The 17,803-nt window shown below is 36.7% G+C and carries 17 protein-coding genes and 1 pseudogene; 15 read left to right on the forward strand and 3 right to left on the reverse strand.

The annotated features are described in order from the left end of the window. Window positions 1-132: 132 nt before the first annotated feature. From NSS71_RS00585 to NSS71_RS00595, 3 genes are all read left to right on the forward strand, one after another. On the forward strand, window positions 133-765 hold the full coding sequence (locus NSS71_RS00585; protein ID WP_047942435.1) for a GTP pyrophosphokinase: 633 nt from the start codon (window positions 133-135) through the stop codon (window positions 763-765). Window positions 766-843: 78 nt separating this feature from the next. Beyond that, entirely contained in the window at window positions 844-1,638 is a 795-nt protein-coding gene (locus NSS71_RS00590; RefSeq protein WP_047942434.1) for an NAD kinase, read from the forward strand. A gap of 45 nt (window positions 1,639-1,683) precedes the next feature. Continuing rightward, entirely contained in the window at window positions 1,684-2,568 is an 885-nt protein-coding gene (locus tag NSS71_RS00595; RefSeq protein WP_061797851.1) for an RluA family pseudouridine synthase, read from the forward strand. A 40-nt stretch (window positions 2,569-2,608) separates the two neighbouring features. Here NSS71_RS00595 and prpE read toward each other — a convergent pair whose 3' ends face one another. Further along, a complete protein-coding gene (prpE, locus tag NSS71_RS00600; RefSeq protein WP_047942433.1) occupies window positions 2,609-3,367 on the reverse strand; it encodes a bis(5'-nucleosyl)-tetraphosphatase PrpE in 759 nt (252 codons plus the stop codon). Between the two features lie 181 nt (window positions 3,368-3,548). On the opposite strand from prpE, the gene mgtE reads away from it, so the two are divergent. The 4 genes from mgtE (at window position 3,549) to NSS71_RS00620 (ending at window position 8,520) form a co-directional block, all read left to right on the forward strand. Then, a complete protein-coding gene (gene mgtE, locus NSS71_RS00605) occupies window positions 3,549-4,919 on the forward strand; it encodes a magnesium transporter (RefSeq protein ID WP_341151180.1) in 1,371 nt (456 codons plus the stop codon). 20 nt (window positions 4,920-4,939) lie between these two features. After that, on the forward strand, window positions 4,940-6,793 hold the full coding sequence (locus NSS71_RS00610; protein ID WP_047942431.1) for a monovalent cation:proton antiporter family protein: 1,854 nt from the start codon (window positions 4,940-4,942) through the stop codon (window positions 6,791-6,793). A 263-nt stretch (window positions 6,794-7,056) separates the two neighbouring features. Then, window positions 7,057-7,830 carry an enoyl-ACP reductase FabI gene (gene fabI / locus NSS71_RS00615; protein ID WP_047942430.1) on the forward strand — a complete coding sequence of 258 codons (774 nt, stop codon included), beginning with the start codon at window positions 7,057-7,059 and terminating at the stop codon, window positions 7,828-7,830. 183 nt (window positions 7,831-8,013) lie between these two features. After that, window positions 8,014-8,520, forward strand: coding sequence for a CotO family spore coat protein (locus tag NSS71_RS00620; RefSeq protein WP_047942429.1), 507 nt, complete (start codon window positions 8,014-8,016; stop codon window positions 8,518-8,520). A gap of 392 nt (window positions 8,521-8,912) precedes the next feature. Here NSS71_RS00620 and NSS71_RS00625 read toward each other — a convergent pair whose 3' ends face one another. Further along, a complete protein-coding gene (locus tag NSS71_RS00625; RefSeq protein ID WP_047942428.1) occupies window positions 8,913-9,401 on the reverse strand; it encodes a CotY/CotZ family spore coat protein in 489 nt (162 codons plus the stop codon). 154 nt (window positions 9,402-9,555) lie between these two features. Here NSS71_RS00625 and NSS71_RS00630 point away from each other — a divergent pair, with 154 nt between their 5' ends. The 8 genes and pseudogenes from NSS71_RS00630 to NSS71_RS00665 all read left to right on the forward strand — a co-directional run bounded on the left by NSS71_RS00630 (window position 9,556) and on the right by NSS71_RS00665 (window position 15,305). Then, window positions 9,556-9,918, forward strand: a complete 363-nt coding sequence (locus tag NSS71_RS00630) for a DUF1360 domain-containing protein (RefSeq protein ID WP_309325346.1) — start codon at window positions 9,556-9,558, stop codon at window positions 9,916-9,918. Window positions 9,919-10,300: 382 nt separating this feature from the next. Next, on the forward strand, window positions 10,301-10,780 hold the full coding sequence (locus NSS71_RS00635) for a hypothetical protein (protein ID WP_047942426.1): 480 nt from the start codon (window positions 10,301-10,303) through the stop codon (window positions 10,778-10,780). 12 nt (window positions 10,781-10,792) lie between these two features. Next, on the forward strand, window positions 10,793-11,275 hold the full coding sequence (spoVAC, locus tag NSS71_RS00640) for a stage V sporulation protein AC (protein ID WP_047942425.1): 483 nt from the start codon (window positions 10,793-10,795) through the stop codon (window positions 11,273-11,275). Next, a complete protein-coding gene (gene spoVAD / locus NSS71_RS00645; protein ID WP_144545286.1) occupies window positions 11,275-12,285 on the forward strand; it encodes a stage V sporulation protein AD in 1,011 nt (336 codons plus the stop codon). Before spoVAC ends, spoVAD begins: the two co-directional genes overlap by 1 nt. Window positions 12,286-12,342: 57 nt before the next feature. Next, window positions 12,343-12,699 (forward strand): stage V sporulation protein AE, encoded by a 357-nt coding sequence (gene spoVAE / locus NSS71_RS00650; RefSeq protein WP_095258848.1) that lies wholly within the window; start codon window positions 12,343-12,345, stop codon window positions 12,697-12,699. A 219-nt stretch (window positions 12,700-12,918) separates the two neighbouring features. After that, window positions 12,919-13,002: pseudogene (locus NSS71_RS00655) on the forward strand (YjcZ family sporulation protein); the annotation flags it as partial. 602 nt (window positions 13,003-13,604) lie between these two features. Next, window positions 13,605-14,867 (forward strand): group II intron reverse transcriptase/maturase, encoded by a 1,263-nt coding sequence (ltrA, locus tag NSS71_RS00660; protein ID WP_061797426.1) that lies wholly within the window; start codon window positions 13,605-13,607, stop codon window positions 14,865-14,867. 183 nt (window positions 14,868-15,050) lie between these two features. After that, on the forward strand, window positions 15,051-15,305 hold the full coding sequence (locus NSS71_RS00665) for a stage VI sporulation protein F (protein WP_047942421.1): 255 nt from the start codon (window positions 15,051-15,053) through the stop codon (window positions 15,303-15,305). 109 nt (window positions 15,306-15,414) lie between these two features. On the opposite strand, the gene NSS71_RS00670 is transcribed toward NSS71_RS00665, so the two are convergent. After that, window positions 15,415-17,745 carry a UvrD-helicase domain-containing protein gene (locus NSS71_RS00670; protein ID WP_061797424.1) on the reverse strand — a complete coding sequence of 777 codons (2,331 nt, stop codon included), beginning with the start codon at window positions 17,743-17,745 and terminating at the stop codon, window positions 15,415-15,417. Window positions 17,746-17,803 lie beyond the last annotated feature (58 nt).

Here is a 17,803-nt window from a genome sequence, read left to right on the forward strand (position 1 = left end):
TAGAAGCAGATTTATACATGTTTTAATGGTGTAACTCTGCCTGTTTTGAAAAAAAATAGATAGTAATCGACAAATCTTCTATAAAAGAAATGCCTCGTCTGAAAAGAACCTTGGAATTGAGGTGTTATATATATGAAACAGTGGGATCAATTTTTGGCGCCATATAAACAAGCGGTAGATGAGCTAAAGGTTAAACTCAAAGGAATGAGACGTCAATTTGATCATGAAGATGATCATTCTCCAATAGAATTTGTAACAGGACGTGTAAAACCAATAGCAAGTATATTGGATAAGGCAAATGAAAAGGGCATATCTTTAGATAAACTAGAAACAGAAATGCAAGATATCGCGGGACTTCGGATGATGTGTCCATTTGTTGACGATATTATAAGAGTTGTTGAACTATTAAGACAAAGAAATGATTTTGAGATTGTAGAAGAGAGAGATTACATCTTACATAGGAAAGAAAGCGGCTATCGTTCTTACCACGTGGTAATTGTCTATCCAGTACAAACCATAAATGGGGAAAAGAAACTATTAGTCGAAATTCAAATTCGTACGCTTGCAATGAATTTTTGGGCGACGATTGAACATTCGCTAAATTATAAGTATAAAGGCCAATTTCCCGAAGATATTAAAATGAGATTGCAAGGAGCTGCAGAAGCTGCCTTTCGATTAGATAAAGAAATGTCTTTAATCCGGGGCGAAATTCAAGAAGCACAGGCTTTCTTTAACCGCAAGAAAGAAAATGATAAGAATAAGTAGTTTTTAGTTATAAATCACAAAAGAAAATTCAAAGATATTCTGCATTTCTAAAAACTGAGAAGAGGAGCTACCAAACTTATGAAATTTGCCGTTACCTCAAAGGGTGATTCGAAATCAGAAAACTTAGTCCAAATAATAAAACAATATTTGCTTGATTTTGAATTGGAATATGATGAAGAAGAGCCGGATATTGTTGTCTCCGTAGGGGGAGATGGGACACTTCTTTATGCATTTCATCGATACAGCAATCGTTTAGATAAAACAGCCTTTGTTGGGATGCATACTGGTCATTTAGGTTTTTATGCAGACTGGACGCCAGCTGAGTTAGAAAAACTCGTCATTGCGATAGCAAAAACGCCATATAACATTATTGAATATCCAATTTTAGAAGTGATAGTTCGTTATCAAAATGAGGAGAAAGAAACGAGATATTTAGCATTAAATGAATCAACGGTGAAAAGTATGGAAGGAACCTTTGTCATGGACGTAGAAATGAGCGGCAAACATTTCGAACGATTTAGAGGGGATGGTCTTTGTGTATCTACCCCTTCTGGAAGTACTGCTTATAATAAAGCTTTAGGCGGAGCGATTGTGCATCCTTCCATTGAAGCAATACAGTTGGCAGAAATGGCTTCCATAAATAATAGAGTCTTTCGAACGGTTGGCTCCCCATTAATTTTACCGAAACATCATACATGTGTATTAAAGCCAGTAAATGAACCTAATTTTCAAATCTCTATTGATCATTTGAATCTATTACATAAAAAAGTACATTCGATTCAATATCGAGTAGCAGAAGAAAAAGTACGGTTTGCAAGGTTTCGACCGTTTCCGTTTTGGAAACGAGTACATGATTCTTTCATTTCTGAATAAGAAAGAGACAGGAGCGATAGCTTGAGCTTTACGTTAGAGTGGGTTATGCAGCAGGAAAAAGGCATGACCATTAAGGAATTTTTGAAGACTCAACAAATCTCTAAGGCAGCTATAACAGATATAAAGTTTAAGGGTGGGAAGATTCTTGTTAACGAAAAAGAAGAAAATGTTCGCTATACGTTAAAGGAAGGCGATCAATTAGTGGTTTCTTTTCCACCGGAGCTGCCTAGTAGCGGCTTAATTCCAGAACAGATCTTGTTAAACATTGTCTTTGAGGATGAGTATCTATTAATTGTACAAAAAGAATATGGGATGAATACGATACCATCAAGAGAGCATCCTAGTGGTAGTTTGGCTAATGCTTTAGTAGGCTACTATCAAAAGCAAGGAATTGAAGCAACAACCCATATTGTCACGAGATTAGATCGGGATACATCTGGATTAGTGCTGATTGCGAAACATCGTCACATTCACCATTTACTTAGTGAACAGCAAAAAGGCGGTGATGTAAAAAGAAAATATCTCGCTTTTGCTGAAGGGCAAATTTCTCCGTTAGCTGCTACCATTAATGAGCCAATTGGCAGATGCTCGGACAGTATTATTAAAAGAGAAGTAAGGAAAGATGGCCAATCAGCCATTACACAATATCGTGTATTAGCACAGGATAAGCATTTATCTCTTGTGGAATTGTCTTTAGAGACTGGAAGAACGCACCAGATTCGTGTTCATCTAGCTTATCAGGGACATCCGCTTTTAGGTGACGATTTATATGGAGGAAAACGAGATTGGATAAATCGGCAAGCTCTACATTGTTTTTATCTTAAGTTTACGCATCCTGTGACGAAACAATCGATTACTTTTACAGTTGATCTCCCTGATGATATGAAAAGGCTCGAACAGAAATTAAAAAAGAGTGAAGAATCCATTTAAAAGGAACCTTCACTCTTTTTACTTATTTTGCTAAACTGAATTAATGATTCTTTGCTGTTTCTGTATCGAATGTGCGAAATTTTTCATCTATAAGAGGCATACTGGAACACACAGATTCAACAGTTAGTTCTGGATATTGAAGTGCCGTTAATTTCCCTCCGAAGACCGCGCCGGTATCTATGTTGTATGTTCGATTCATTTCTCTTACATTGCGCACAGGGGTGTGTCCATATACAACAATCGGTTTTCCTTTATACTTTTTGGCCCAATCTCTTCTTACAGGAGAACCGTTCCCATGAACCTCTCCGGTGATATCGCCATAAAGCACAAAGGTTTTTACTTTATTATGGTACTGTCCAATATAATCTTCACGAATACCTGCATGGGCAATGACAATTTTTTGATTGTCTAAGATATGGTATAATGGTGCATTTTCGTATAACTCTTTAAACATCCTTCTTATTCTTTGTTGTTCCTTTTTATTTAATTGCTCCCATTCGGCAACAGTTGTTTCCAAGCCATGGGCAATTTTTACCTTTCTTCCTAAGAAGAAACGGTATAGTTTATCACAATGGTTTCCAGGTACATAATAAGCTAACTCTTTCTTAACTAATAAATAAACCGTTTCGATAACCGCTAAGGAAGCGGGACCTCGATCTGTTAAATCACCAACAAAGGCAAGCTTTCTTCCTGCTGGATGCAAAGGATAACCTTGGTCCCAACTATAGCCTAATTTTTCAGTTAAAAGCGTAAATTCCTCGTAACATCCATGGATATCTCCAATGATATCAAGCTTCATTAAAATCACTCCTTTACCTTTTACTATACCCAATTGCTATAATGTGCATTTTTGTTAATTGTTTCTCTATTTGGGGAATTATAAAGAGAGTAATTTGTTTATGTATAAATAAAAGACAAATCGTTTATCTTTTGTTACTATAAAAATCATATTATTTTTTTATGAGAGGAGGAAGAACTAGATGGTAGAGAAAATATTAACAAATGAAGCACAGCATGCTGTAATTCTCCATTCTTTACAAAATGAAAACTTACAAGAATTCCGAAAAAATTTCCTTGATTTACATCCATATGATCAAGCTTCATTTTTTAAGGAAATGGAGATCGAAGAAAGAGCTCAAGTTTTTGAATATTTAGCTCCAAGTGAAATTGCAGAGATGTTCGAGAACTTACAAATGGATAATTGGGAATATCAAGCGTTGTTTGCTAAACTATTACCCGATTACGTTGCAGAGACATTAGCGAATATGTCCGTTGATGATGCTGTCGATATTTTAAATGTGTTGGATAAAGAGCAAGTAGAAAGCTATTTGGCAATAATGGACCAGCCGACTACGGCACGTCTTAAAGCACTTATGCACTATGAAGAGTCTACAGCCGGGAGTATTATGACAGTTGACTACATTAGTTTATCTGCAGAACAAACGGTAGCATCTGCTATGGAGATCCTGAAAAGAGAAGCTCCTAATGCGGAAACAATCTACTATATATATGTTGTTAATGAACAAAAGCAATTAGTAGGCGTTGTCTCGTTGCGAAGTTTAATTGTTAGTGATAATCAGACGCTCATAAAGGAAATTATGAATGATCGCATTTATTCTGTTTCTGTAAGTGAAGACCAAGAGGAAGTAGCAAGAAAAATGCAAGACTATGATTTCTTGGCATTGCCTGTGGTTGATTTTCAAAAAAGGCTGCTTGGGATTATTACCATTGATGATATTGTAGACGTCATGCAAGAAGAGGCTTCGGAGGATTATTCTAAATTTGCTGCTGTTTCAAACATGGATTTCGTTGACCAGCATCCCTTTTCTGCTGCTAAAAAGAGATTGCCATGGCTAATTATCTTATTATTTCTTGGCATGTTTACTGCAAGCTTAATTGGTCGATTTGAAAAAACATTAGACCAAGTTGCTATCCTTGCTGTATTTATTCCGCTTATTGCAGGAATGGCTGGAAATACCGGAACACAAGCCTTAGCTGTAGCCGTTCGTGGGATAGCTACTGGGAATATTGGCAAAGAAAGCAGTTGGAAGTTAATAGGAAGAGAAGCGGGGACAGGGCTTATTACCGGAACAATCTGTGGGTTGCTTGTTATGGTTGTGGTGTATATATGGAAGGGTGATTTCTTTTTAGGAATGCTAGTGGGCATTTCGATTCTTGGAACACTAATTGTTGCTACAATAGCTGGAGCAATCATTCCTCTTATTATGCATAAATTTAAAATCGATCCAGCCGTTGCCTCAGGGCCGTTTATTACGACAATAAATGATATCATCAGTATTTTGATTTATTTTGGTATGGCAACAATGTTTATGAGTTATTTAACAAGTTAGAAAAAAGAGGAGGGATAGTGATGGCACATGGTGCTTCTTTCGCATCACTAGTTATCGTGGTGACGGTAGCTCTATTAACCCCCATTATTTTGCAGCGACTTAAATTGAATGTCATTCCGGTAGTAGTTGCCGAAATTTTGATGGGATTAATTATAGGAAAAAGCGGATTTAATCTAGTCGAACAGGATATGTGGCTAGAAACGCTATCAACATTAGGATTTATCTTTTTAATGTTTTTAAGTGGGTTAGAGATAGACTTTTCTGCTTTCTCTAGTAAGAAAAAAAGAGAGACTCTGCCTAATGGAGAATTGGAGCCAAAATCCTTTCAAACGGCAATTATTATTTTTGCAGCAATTCTCGTTCTTTCCATTGGATTAAGTTTCTTGTTTGTATTCGCTGGTTTTGTTGATAGTACTTTCTTAATGACAATAATTATTGCAACTATCTCTTTAGGAGTTGTAGTACCTACTTTAAAAGAAGCAAATATAATGAAATCAGTTATTGGGCAAATTATTTTGCTAGTGGCTGTAATTGCAGACTTAGTCACGATGATTTTGCTTGCTGTTTTTGCTTCTATCCATGAATCAGGAGGAAATACTTGGCTGCTATTAATTCTTTTTGGAGCAGGGTTAATTCTTTACTTTGTTGGTAGAAGAATAAAAAATAAAAAATTTATGGATACTCTTTCCCGAGGAACCGTGCAAATTGGTACGAGAGCAGTATTTGCACTAATCATTTTTCTTGTTGCACTTTCCGAATCTGTTGGAGCTGAGCATATCTTGGGGGCTTTCTTGGCAGGGGTCCTAGTGTCATTATTATCGCCAAATGAGGAATTGGTTCATCAGCTTGATTCCTTTGGTTATGGATTTCTAATTCCTATATTCTTTGTGATGATTGGTGTGGAGATGGATATATGGTCATTATTTACTGATCTTAAACTATTGCTATTTATCCCATTACTATTAGTGGCATTATTAGTAAGTAAGTTGCTGCCAATCTATTATTTAAAAAAATGGTATGATACTAAAACAATTGTTGCATCTGGATTTTTATTAACTTCAACCTTATCCCTTGTAATTGCAGCAGCGACAATTGGGGAACGATTGAATATTATTACTACCCAAATGAGTGGTACTTTTATTCTGGTAGCGATTATTTCTTGTATCATTACGCCAGTTGTCTTTAAAAAGCTATTCCCTAAAGAGGCTGCACGTGAAAAAGTGATAAATGTTTCTATTATTGGGGTTAATCAGGTAACCATGCAGGTTTATCAAGAGTTAAAGTCCACATTGTATGATGTTACTTTTTATCATAAAAAACAAGAAAAACATGATTTTCAAATTGCGGACTCCCTATTTGAAATCATTGAGTTGGAAAATTATTCAGAGGATATACTGCAACAAACAGATATTTATGGAGCTGATATTGTTGTTGTTTCCACAGGAGATTCTTACTTAAATGCTGAGATGAGCTTGATGATAAAAAGGGCAGGGGTAGACCGAGTTATTTGTCGTGTCGAGAACATGGAGAAAGAAGAAGTGCTGCGCAGAGAAGATATCGAAGTTTTCTCTATGCTTACTTCAACGAAGGCATTATTAACGGCATTAATTCAATCACCAAATATATTTGCCTTACTTGGTAATACGGAAACAGCATTACATGAGATTACTTTAAGAAACAAAGAATTTGAAGGGATGTCCTTGCGCTCATTCCCATTTACGGGAGACGTTATTTTCGTTCGCATTTTCAGAGGCTCTGATTTTGTTATTCCACATGGAGATACAGAATTACAGCTTAATGATCATCTTCTTGTTACAGGATCACACTCGTATGTAACAGAATTAAAACGCCAACTAGAGTTTAATTATAAGTAAGCAAGTAAACCAAGCTTTCTCTTTCTTTTGATAAAAGGAAGAGAAAGCTTTTTTCAGAGTTTGGTTCCTTTTAATGGGAATGAAAGTAGATAAAGGGAAGAGGGGGCTAATGAATAGTTTTTGCTGAAAGAAATGATAGAGTTTTTTAAATAGAAGAAAATGATTAAATCGCCTATTACAACAGTGCTTTCTTTTTTTGCGTTTTTGTAGTAAAATTAGTACTAGGTACTAATAACTTGTAATAGTATATAGGAGGAATAAGAATGACTTTTTCGTTAAAAGGCAAAACCTATGTAGTTATGGGTGTTGCGAATAAAAGAAGTATTGCATGGGGAATTGCGACTTCCTTGCATAAAGCAGGTGCTCGTTTAATTTTTACTTATGCAGGGGAAAGATTAGAAAAAAGCGTTCGTGACCTTGTTGCAACTTTAGACTCAACAGATAGTATTGTTTTACCATGCGATGTTACTAATGACCAAGAGATTGCTACTTGTTTTGAAACAATAAAAAAAGAAGTAGGAACTATTCATGGCATTGCTCATTGTATTGCTTTTGCTCATAAAGAAGAGCTGCAAGGTGACTATATGAATACAACAAGAGACGGATTCTTGCTTGCCCATAATATTAGCTCTTATTCTTTAACTGCTGTAGCAAAAGAAGCTAAAGGGTTAATGACAGAAGGGGGAAGCATTGTTACACTTACTTATTTAGGCGGAGAGCGCGCTATTAGAAATTATAATGTAATGGGTGTTGCTAAAGCTTCATTAGATGCTAGTGTTCGTTACTTAGCTGCTGACCTAGGAAAAGAAGGGATTCGAGTTAACTCTATTTCTGCAGGTCCAATTCGTACATTATCAGCAAAAGGAATCAGTGATTTCAATTCCATTCTTAAAGAAATTGAAGAACGTTCTCCACTTAGAAGAACAACTACTCCAGAAGAAGTAGGCGATACAGCATTATTCTTATTCAGTGATTTAGCAAGAGGGATAACAGGAGAAAACATTCATGTTGACTCAGGTTTCCATATTGTTGGTTAATTTCATGCAAGACAGCCGATCAGTTGATTGACTGTCTTTTTTTTGTTCTTTTTCTTTGCGCCAATTCTACTCTTTGTACTACCTTTCTTTTTTTGTTATTTCAAGTTACATATTAGGCGAATCATGCATACATTAGGATGAATCCTATAAATTTTGTGTTATCTGTTTTAGGAGGTGATAAAGATGTATAGTGAGAATAGTAAACCTTATCTTTCTCAGTCAGGCACAAAAACGATGAAGGGCAATATGCAAGTGAGCTATTCAGCAAATATTTCTAAACAGAAACAATACAAAGAGCTGATGGAAAAAAAGCAGAAGGAAGAGGCGCTCCAAGAAGTAAAAGCGAAAAAAGATTCTGTGAAAGAAGGAGTCGAAAAACAAGGCACTACAAATGTGCAAGAACAAATTCAAACCTATCAGGAACAGCAAGTGGAAAAAGTACCAAGAAAACCCGCCTTTAAACGATTAAAAAGCTTTAAAGAAATGGGAATTGTCGAGAAATTAGAGTACTTACTTCATTTTCCAAAACAGTTACCTCCAGTCCCATGTTTGGTTGTAACTGCTAAGGAGAAAGTTCGTGGATTTGTTGTTGATTTAAATGCAGATAAAGTCGATATAAAATTAATGGATCAGACAATCGTTACTTTAAATATAGCATCGATTGAAGAGATTAAAATGATTGGTATTTAAACATTCTTTCCCGGTTAATAGACGGTTATTTCAAATTGGATATTATGGTGTCATCAATATAATAGCGGCATTATTCACTATATTACTCGCTAGGATATATTTGTCACTATTTATCCATTTGGAATAATCTTTTTTTATTTATCGAAGTTATAAAAGCTGAATATTGTACAAGCATAAAAAATGCTTAAGAATTAGGGAGGATTTAAGGAGTAATAAACTTCACGATACAATATTCAACAAATTTGTGAACATATAGAATCAAACTCGTCTGATAACATGCCTGCTTCTTCCTATGCATAAAATATAAGGCGGAGAGAAAGGAGTGACCATAAAAACGGAGGCGTCTTAAAGACGACCTCCGAGTGTATAGCATTTACAAAGTTAGTAATTCATTAGTCACAAACATTTAAGTCAACGTCAGCGATACATTGAACAGCACAGAAGCAGTTTAAGTCAACAGTTATACAGCTTGAAGTGCGTTGGAATCCTTCTAATTCACAAATTTTGCTTAAGTCGATTCCTTTGTGTCCAACGATATCTAGAGTTTCCCCATCTTTACCAATAGGAGCAAGAACTCTCAATACTGCACAGCAGTTATCAAAAATATCTTCAACTCTGAAAAAGATGGAAACACAGTTGCAGTCATGACCTGTAAAGAATGCATGGAATGGAGAGCCATCTGCACTACTTAATACGAATACACGTGTATCTGCTTTTTTACGTTTTGTTGGAGATACAAGAGATCCTAAAGGCTCTGAGAAACAGTTAGTTTCACATTCGCAATTGTCTTCAGCGCTATCCTGGATATCTTTAATGGCACGAACCACTTCGCAAACGCAGCTGGATGTACCGTGAATATCTTCTTTTTTTCCACAACCCATAATTGTTTTCCTCCTTGTTTGTTTCTTTCTTTATGTTTCTTACATTACTAACATATTGCCGAAGAGCCTTATGGGTTACGGACAAACGCCTTTTTTCTTGAAATTTGGGCATATGACCATTCGTTTAGAATATTTTGGACAATCGGAGAGGAGAATGGAGATGGAAATCCATTGGATGGAGTTTTTTTTACTCATTTTGGCAAGCTTTCGTGTAACAAGATTGATTGTGTTTGATCAGATTACTGAATTTTTCCGGAAAATATTCTTAGAAGAAATAGAGGAACAAAATAAAGACGGGCAAACAGAAGTTTATATTATCCCTAAGTCAGGAAAAATTCGCGGCTTTATTGGTGAATTAATTAGTTGTTATTGGTGTACCGGAGTATGGGTTGCAATCTTTCTTACCATTTTATATTATTTCTTTCCAGTTATTTGTGAACCATTTGTTCTTGTCTTTGCGATAGCTGGAGGAGCGTCTTTGTTAGAAGCTATTTTACAACGAGTGTTTGTTGAATAGTTACCAAATGCTAGGCTAGTTGTTTACACATACATTTTTTCCTGACATACAATGTGATAAGAACATTAAAAATTAATGTTTTTATACATGTATAAATCATCATTATTGGAGGGATTGGAGTTGCTGGGAAAAAAAGTACCTAAAGTGACTGAGCCAGTAAAGGCGCAACCGACTAAAGCAAAGAGAAAAAAATCTGGATGTAACTGTGGAAAAAAATTAGCAAAATAACAAAAAATACCCGACTTTGTGCGGGTATTTTTTATGACTTAAACCCAGTTTGTAAAAATTGGATATTTTTTGTTGTAGAAACATCTAATAATTATTGCCTAAATCGAAAAAAATAAAGATACATTAATTCATCTTTACATAGGAAGGGAAGAATATGACAAATAGAAGGCATGCATCTTATCTATTGATTTTTAGCATATGTGTATTCTTAGCTGGTTGTGCGAAGGAAACACCGAATAGCCGATGGTCAATGCTTAAAAGGATTAATCCAGCGCCAATTGCTCTTTATACAGAGACTGATGGAAACCAAGAAAAATTAGTAGAAGGAATAAAAGAAGAAACGAATACCATTTCGTCCATTTATGATGTTGCAGTAATCAAGGGGAAGAAAGATACATTAGTTGCATATAAGGTAAAGCAAATGGCCAGGTTTAAAATGAAAAGTATTGAAAAGGAATTAACGAAGAAGCTTGAAGCAAAATATCCAGATGAAAGATTCACTGTCTCTAGTGATTTTAAGATATTCTTAGAGACCATCCGCTTATGGGATAATATCCAGAAGCCGGACTATAGTAAAGAAAAAGCAGATAAACGTTTGAAAGAGATTATTCAATTGAATAATGAATTAACGTAAGGAGGGAAAAAGGTGGCGGATAGTAAGAAAAAAAACAAGACACCACAGCAGCAGCAATATGAAAAATTCGAGCAAAAATTTGAAACGAAACGACCTGTTCTTAAGAACTGCATTAAAGCATTTTTTGTAGGTGGATTTATTTGTATGATTGGTCAATTTATTTCTTACTTCTATATATATTTCTTTCATTTTACGGAACAAACATCGGGAAATCCAACTTCTGCTACCATTATATTTCTTTCGATGTTATTGACTGGATTTGGAGTTTATGACCGGTTAGGCCAGTTTGCTGGTGCTGGGAGCGCAGTTCCAGTATCAGGATTTGGTAATAGCATTATTTCTGCCGCAATTGAACATCGCACAGAGGGATTTGTGCTAGGAGTCGGAGGAAATATTTTTAAGCTAGCTGGTTCGGTTATATTGTTCGGTGTTTTTTCGGCATTTGTAGTTGCTCTTATAAAAACACTATTTATTATGATGACGGGGGGATTCTAATGCTTCAGGGAAAACAGTCCTGGGTATTTCAAAATCATCCAGTAATAAAATCTACCGGAGTATCAGGCGGTCCTTTTGAAGCAAATGGAAGATTAGCTGCTGATTTTGACGTATTACATGATGATTTATGGATGGGAAAAACCTCGTATGAACAGGCTCATCGCATTTTATTGGAAGAAGCAGCACAAACAGCCATGAAAAAAGGAGAACTCAAGCGAGAAGATATCCAGTTCTTTTTAGCAGGTGATTTAATCAACCAAATTACACCTTCCAGTTTTGCTGCAAGAGATTTGCAAATCCCTTATTTCGGATTATTTGGTGCTTGCTCCACGTCTATGGAGGGTTTAGCACTTGCTTCCTTTATGGTGAATTATCAAGGAGCTAATAATGTATTAACAGGTGCTTCTAGTCATAACGCAGCAGTCGAAAAACAGTTTCGTTATCCAACAGAATATGGTGGCCAAAAACCGCCGACTGCTCAATGGACCGTAACAGGTGCCGGTGTTGCTTTAATTACGAAGAATCAGTCAGATGAGCGACTTCCCTACACAACCTCTGCAACAATAGGGAAAGTCGTAGATATGGGATTAGCAGATCCTTTTAATATGGGTGGGGCAATGGCTCCAGCAGCTGCTGATACTATCCTTGCTCACTTCCAAGATTTACAATTAGATCCTTCTTATTATGATTTAATTGTAACAGGCGATTTAGGAAAAATCGGCAGAGAAACGGTAATAGCCCTTTTAAAGGAAAAAGGGTTAACAATTGATGAAAAGATAATGAAAGATTGTGGCTTGTTAATATATACAAATGACCAGCCTGTACAATCTGGAGGCAGCGGTGCAGGTTGTTCCGCAACAGTAATGTACGGGCATTTATTAAATGGAATGAAGAAAGGTATGTATAAAAGAATCCTTTGTGTCGCCACTGGTGCGCTTCTCTCACCGCTTACCGTTCAACAAGGGGAAACAATACCTTGTATCGCGCATGCTGTATCAATCGAAATTTAAGCAGTGCTTTTTCTCTGTAGAATGCTTATTTATAAAAGAAAGAAGGAGGAATCTATTATGCTTCCAATGTTTTTTTGGGCCTTTGTGATTGGTGGTATAATTTGTGTCATTGGTCAGCTTATGTTTGATGTTGCAAAGCTCACGCCTGCACATACATTAACAACATTAGTTGTGGCTGGTGCAGTTTTAGATGGATTTGGACTATACGAGCCGTTTGCTGACTTTGCAGGAGCAGGTGCGACAATACCAATTTCAAGCTTTGGGAATGCCTTAGTACATGGGGCGATGCAAGAAGCTGAAAAGCATGGCATTATCGGTGTATTAACAGGTATGTTTGAAGTGACAAGCTCTGGAATATCAGCAGCAATCGTATTTGGCTTTATAGGAGCACTACTGTTTAAACCTAAAGGATAATGCAGTATATCTTATAAAAGAAAAGCAGACACGGAAAAGTGTTGCTTAAACGGAGAAATAAATGATTAACTCTGTGACAATCGTACATTCTATTCGTTAATAGTAGCTTGCCTACACATAAACTTCAATTCCCCATATTCTGTTAAGGAGTACAAGGAGAAGCGAGGTGATGCAGGAATGTGTTATGGCGGATATGGCTATGGCGGCGGCTATGGCGGAGGAGGATATGGAATTTCTTCTTTTGCATTAATCGTTGTTTTATTTATCCTTTTAATTATCGTAGGAGCTAGCTTCTACAGCTAATTCATTTAGTCATTGGGAAAAGGAGTTCTCTTGCAAAGAGAGCTCCTTTCTTGGTGTGCCCGGCATGGGTGCAATCTTAAGGGTGAAAGTCCCGAACTGCGAAGGCAGAAGTAGCAGTTAGCTTAACGCAAGGGTGTCCGTGGTGACGCGGAATCTGAAGGAAGCGGGCGGCAAACTTCCGGTCTGAGGGACACGAACTTCATAGAAGGCTAGGTATCATTGGATGAGTTTGCCAAACAAAACAAAGTCCTTTCTGCCGAAGGTGATACAAAGTAAATGAAGCAGATAGATGGAAGGAAAGATTGCACTCTTACCCGGGGAGGTCTGATGGATACGTGAAGTACTCTTCCTAACCTACTTAGCGATAAGTAGCTGAACCATCAGAAGTCAGCCGATGTCATAGTACAAATCGGTCTAGAACGATTTGGAAGGACGGAACAATTAAGAGAGAATAGCCCTTGGCTTTCAGTAGGTCATGAGGAACACAGAAAACATAGTACCTCACTTGAGGAAGGAAACGGTGAATTCCGTGGGGGATCTCTTGGAGGGTGGAGTGACCACTGGCATAAGAAGATAAGCTATTCACGGAAGGAAGAATAACGATGCTTTTAAATCAAATCCTGTCACGGGAAAATATGCTTCAAGCATTAAAACGAGTAGAACAGAATAAAGGAAGTCATGGAGTAGATTGGATGCCCGTACAAATCCTACGACAGCACATAGTCGAAAACTGGCATTCTATCAGAGAGGCTATTTTCAAGGGTACTTATGAGCCAATGCCTGTCCGAAGAGTCGAAATCCCGAAATCTGATGGAGGTGTTCGGCTACTAGGTATTCCAACCGTGAAAGATCGTTTGATTCAACAAGCCATTGCCCAAGTATTATCAAAGATATATGACCCGATGTTCTCCGAACATAGCTATGGCTTTCGACCAAACCGAAGCGCCCATGATGCGGTAAGGAAAGCAAAGGGATATATCAAAGAAGGATATAGATGGGTTGTAGACATGGATTTAGAGAAGTTCTTTGATAAGGTCAACCATGATAGACTCATGGGTACACTTGCGAAAAGAATCAATGACAAACCACTATTAAAGCTAATCCGCAAATATTTACAGGCGGGCGTTATGATGGATGGAGTTATTTCAAGTACAGAAAAAGGAACGCCACAAGGCGGACCATTAAGTCCATTACTCTCTAACATAGTTCTGGATGAACTAGATAAAGAGCTAGAAAGTCGAGGGCATAAATTCGTTCGTTACGCAGATGACTGTAATGTTTACGTAAAATCGAAGCGGGCAGGAGAACGAACAAGGGCAAGCATTCAACGATTCATCGAAAAGAAGCTTCGATTAAAAGTGAATGAGAAGAAGTCAGCAGTAGACCGACCATGGAAACGGAAGTTTCTAGGGTTTAGCTTCACGTCTTCTAAAGAACCAAAGATTCGTATCGCAAAAGAAAGCTTAAAACGAATGAAGATGAAAATACGAGAAATCACTTCCAGAAAGATGCCCTATTCTATGAGATATCGGATGGAGAAATTAAACCAATATCTAATGGGTTGGTGTGGATATTTTGCATTAGCGGATACTAAATCACTGTTTATAAAATTAGATGGTTGGATACGAAGAAGACTTCGCATGTGCCAATGGAAAGACTGGAAGAAACCAAAGACAAGGATTCGCAACCTTATACATCTAGGTGTCCCAAAAGGGAAGGCTTATGAATGGGGAAATAGCCGGAAGGGCTATTGGCGCGTCTCGAACAGTCCTATATTAGATAAAACCCTCGATATCTCCTATTGGAATAATCAAGGGTTTAAAAGTCTACAAACTCGTTATAAATTCTTGCGTCATTTATCTTAATTGAACCGCCGTATACGGAACCGTACGTACGGTGGTGTGAGAGGTCGGGAGTTAACCACTCCCTCCTACTCGATTTTTATTTAAGCACTTTGTTCATTTTTTGTTTTCTTTTTCTTGAGTTTTCACCTTTTATTCTTTCCTTCATAGAATATAAAGTAGCTCATCGAAGGAGGAAACACAGGTATGAACAATAATTTCTTTAAAAACATTGAGTCTAAAACTGGCGTTAATATGAAGGATATTTTAGAACTAGCGAATTCCTTACAAAATGCTAATTTTAAAGATGAAAAAACAGTAAGAAGTGTCATTCGCAGAGTATCACAAATTGCTGGAAAATCTGTTCCTAAGCAAACAGAAGATAAGATTGTTGAATCAATTATTAAAGATGGCAAACAGCTTGATTTTAATACATTATCTAAAATGATTAACAAGAAGTAAAAATGAAAAAGGGTAGCTACTCGAATTGACGATATAGTTACCCTATTTTTTTCCTGTTAAATGATTCTTGTAAGAATGTATCTCAGTAAGGCTTGAATTACTGATTCTTTTATAATAGTCGATTCTTTTCAGCTGCATTAATAGCAACCATAGTCAAGGGTGATAATAAACGCGAAGCCTTTGCTTTTTTCCCTCTTAAATACATAGGAATCGATAAATATAGTTCTTGTTGGGCCCTTGTCATCGCAACATAGAGAAGGCGACGTTCTTCTTCTATCGGCATGAAGTTATTATTGCGGAACGATTCTAATGCAAAGTCATGGGGAATGGAACCATCAACCGTACCAACAATGTAGACTGTTTTATATTCTAAACCTTTGGCGCGATGAATCGTGCTTAATGTGATTACATTATCTTCGTTTCGATATTGCTTTCGTAATTCTTCATTCATGGCAGTCATATGGTCTGTATATTGAACAAATTCTTTAATCGATTGGAACTTACGTGCAACAACCTTTAAATCGCGAATATCATCAGAGCCTTTATCCCATTGATTTCCTTCGTTTCCCCGTTTTTTTATAAATTCCTGAAAGCCTAATTCCTTTTCAATATAATTAATAGCATCTAGAGGAGAATAACGAATTAATCGTTTTACTATTTCTGGAATCTTTTTCAATCTGCTTTCTTGAAAAGCGAATCCTGTTTTAATAAAAACTAGGCAATCTAAAAAGCTGCAATCTTCTAATATACTTATTGCTTTAATATCTTGTAATACCGTTTTTTTTAAGAATAGGGTTGGGAGAATATCAGCAACTGCTTGCTGGTCATCTGGATCATGAATGAGCTTTAAATAAGCCATCATACTTTTCACAATAAACCTTTGATAGAAAGAACCTGACTCTTGTTCTAAACGAAATGGCAGACTGGAAGAAGCTAATCGCTCAAACATGGCACGGCTATTTGTATTAGTTCGAAAGAGAATCGCAAAATCCTTCGGTTCATAGCCTGTCTTTATTTTCTCCTGAATATCGGTCAAAATCATCGTAGCTTCTTCTTCCTCATCATAAGGATAAAAGGCAATGGGAGTTTGGCCAGAATAGCCAGTTATCATTTTTTTTGCTCGTCTCTTCGTATTTTTACTGATTGTAGATTTAGCGATGGATACAATTTCTTGGGAAGAGCGGTAATTATAATCAAGAATAATCGTTTTAGCATTTGGATAATCTTTTTCAAAATCTAAAAGGTATTTTGGATCACTACCACGAAAAGAATAGATAGATTGATCATCATCTCCTACTGCATAGATAGAATGAGCTGACCTTGCCATTAGCTTCATCCATTCGTACTGAACTTTATTGATGTCTTGAAATTCATCTAATAAGAAATGAGTAAAACGCTTTTGATAGGTTTCTAAAATAGCTGGATTTTCAAGAAAGAAATGATAGCCGCCCAGAAGCATATCATCAAAGTCATATAAATTTCGCTGTATTTTTTTTGTTTCATATCCACTATATAGCTGGGCAACTTTCTTTTCCCAGTCATTAAGAGGCTCTATTTCATGGGGAAGAAGCATACTATTTTTCCATGCACCGATTAATTGAAGAGCTGCATCGAAAGGGAAGTCTTTTTCATCTATTTGCCTTTCACGGGCAATTTCCTTTAACAAAAGCTCTCGCTGCCAATTACTGCTTAATAATTTATTTCGCTGCCATTTCTCCCGTTCATGAAAAATTAAAATTTGGTAGAGAATGCTATGAAAAGTCCCAGAAACAATTTTTTGCACAATCCCTTTATTCATCATTGGATAGTGCAAGAGTCTTTCCTTCATTTCATTTGCGGCTTTATTTGTGAAGGTAACGAGCATGATGGTTGACGGATCTACCTTTTTCTCCTGTATGAGATAAGCTGCTCTCATTGTTAACACTCGGGTTTTCCCACTTCCGGCCCCTGCAAGAACTAGAATGGGGCCATCATCTATTGCGACAGCCTCACTTTGTGTAATATCAAGAGAATAGCCGTTTTGTTTCAGTGTATTTAAATAAGATTCTTTTGGAAAAGTAACTGGTTGACTAGCAGCGACATCAGATGTATGGGTAATCGCCTTTATAGACATAGGCGGTTTAAAAGGAGTAATTTCTGTATGGTCTTTGGAAATATTTCTACTCTTAGGAATCCGGAACCCATTTCTTTCTTCATAATCGGTTTCAGTCATAGCAGCTTGTTCCTGTGCAACAGCAGATGCTTCTGTCATACAGGGCTGTTTAGCTGAATAGTGATAAAAATAGGGAGTACTTTTTAACCCTAAATAAAGTTTTACTGCTTCTCCACATACAGAGCATGCGAGAAATCCATTTTTGCCAGCTTCATAAATTTTCTGTAATTCTTGTCTGTCAATGGTATTTAAGGAAATAAGTCTATCATAATAAAAAGCTGTTAACATAGGAAACCTCGAATCTATTAATAAATCTGTAGCTGTACATAAGTTTGAAATAATATCT

The organism is Niallia sp. FSL W8-0951, from assembly GCF_038006525.1.
Lineage (GTDB): Bacteria > Bacillota > Bacilli > Bacillales > Cytobacillaceae > Niallia > Niallia circulans.